Here is a 1,908-nt window from a genome sequence, read left to right as displayed (position 1 = left end):
TGATCGGGCGCCCGCGAGACCAGGACGTGCGGGTCCGGGACGTACATGGCGATGTCCCGGCGCCCCGCCTCTTCGGCACGGAGCAGGTCGATGATGTCGTCGTCGTCGGAGAACGTCTGGGCGAAGATCAGCCGGCCCCAGCCGCAGTCCATCGCGACGCCGCGGCGCATGTCCCGGACGAGGTGCTCCGGGGTCTCCTGCCATGGCCGGCTCCAGAGCGGGCGTCGCTGGTCGCCGGCACCTTTGCGGCGGCCGTCGTTCACGACGGGCTACCCGTCCCGGCGAGATGAGTCTGCAGCCAGAGCTCGAGCAGGCCGAGCTGCCAGAGCCGGTTGCCGCGCAGCGGCGTCAGCTCGGCGTTCGGATCGGCCAGCAGGTGGTCGACGTAGCTGCTGTGGAAGAGCCCGCGGGAACGGGCCGCGGGGGAGTGCAACGCCTCGCGCACCCGCTCCAGGTACTGACCGCGCAGGTACTTCAGGGCCGGAACCGGAAAGTATCCCTTCGGACGGTCGATGACCTCGCTCGGGATGACCCGGCGCCCGGCCTCCTTGAGCACACCCTTGCCCTCTTGGGCCAGCTTGAGCTCCGGCGGGCACTGCGCGGCCAGCTCGACCAGCTCATGGTCGAGGAACGGCACGCGGGCCTCCAGACCCCAGGCCATCGTCATGTTGTCTACCCGCTTCACCGGGTCGTCGACGAGCATGACCTGTGTGTCCAGGCGCAGCGCGGCGTCCACAGCGGTCTCGGCGCCCGGCCGCTTCATGTGCGCCTCGACGTATTCGTAGCTGACCGGCGAGCCGGCCAAGTGTTCCGGAGCTACGGCCTCGCGCATACCTTCGTGGTCGCGGTCGAAAAACGCCTTCACATAGGTATCGACGGCCAGGTCACGGTCGACTCCGGAGAGCGGCGGATACCAGTGGTAGCCGGCGAAGACCTCGTCTGCGCCCTGCCCGGACTGGACCACCTTGACGTGCTTGCTGACCTCCTGGCTGAGCAGGAAGAACGCGACGGCATCATGGCTGACCATGGGCTCGTTCATCGCCTTGATGGCGTCTTCCAGCGCCGGGAGCATGCGGTCGGTGCCGATCCGGATCTGGTGGTGTTCGGTACCGAACTCGCGGGCGACGACGTCGGAGTACTTGAACTCGTCGCCTTCCTCGCCGCCGACGGCTTCGAAGCCGATGCTGAACGTGTTGAGTCCACGCTGACCTTCTTCGGCAAGCAGGCCGACGACGAGGCTGGAGTCCAGCCCGCCGGAGAGAAGGACGCCGACGGGTACGTCGGCGACGAGCCGGCGCCGGACCGCCGTCCGGAGAGACTCCAGGACCGCTTCCTCCCAGTCCGTGTCGCTCCAGCCGGCCTTCTCCGGATCGCGGGTGGCGGTCAGGTCCCAGTAGGTCCGGTCGCGGCTGGAGCCGTCGCGCTCGACGACCCGCATCGTCGCCGGGGGAAGCTTCCGGATCCCCTTGAGGATCGTGTAGGGCGCGGGCACCACGGCGTGCCATGACATGTAGTGGTGCAGTGCCACCGGGTCAATGCTGGTGTCGACGTCGCCGCCGCGCAGAAGGGCGGGGAGGCTGCTGGCGAACCGGATCCGGTCATTGTTCTCGGCGTAGTACAGCGGCTTGATGCCGAGACGGTCGCGGGCGAGGATGAGGCGGCCGGAGTCGCGTTCGTGGATGGCGAAGGCGAACATGCCCTTGAAATGGTCGACGCAGCTTTCGCCCCAGTGGTGATAAGCCTTGGCGATGACCTCGGTGTCCGATGTGGAGAAGAAGCCGTAGCCGGCATGGGTGAGCTCGGCTCGAAGCTCCTTGTAGTTGTAGATGCAGCCGTTGAACGCCGTGGTCAGGCCAAGATTGGAGTCCACCATGGGCTGGTGGCCGTGAGAGGAGAGGTCGATGATGG

General features: G+C 67.4%; 1 protein-coding gene and 1 pseudogene. Both read right to left on the bottom strand.

The features are described 5' to 3' along the window. Nucleotides 1–263, bottom strand: a pseudogene (locus ELR45_RS39270) (N-acetylglutaminylglutamine synthetase); the annotation flags it as partial. Then, on the bottom strand, nucleotides 260–1,908 hold a 1,649-nt coding region (locus tag ELR45_RS27290; RefSeq protein WP_205857362.1), incomplete at its 5' end, for an N-acetylglutaminylglutamine amidotransferase. The gene ELR45_RS27290 and the pseudogene ELR45_RS39270, both read right to left, overlap by 4 nt.

This window comes from Phytoactinopolyspora endophytica (assembly GCF_004138495.1).
Taxonomy (GTDB): domain Bacteria; phylum Actinomycetota; class Actinomycetes; order Jiangellales; family Jiangellaceae; genus Phytoactinopolyspora; species Phytoactinopolyspora endophytica.
Note: the sequence above shows the minus strand (reverse complement) of the source record. Positions and strands in the feature narration are given on the sequence as shown.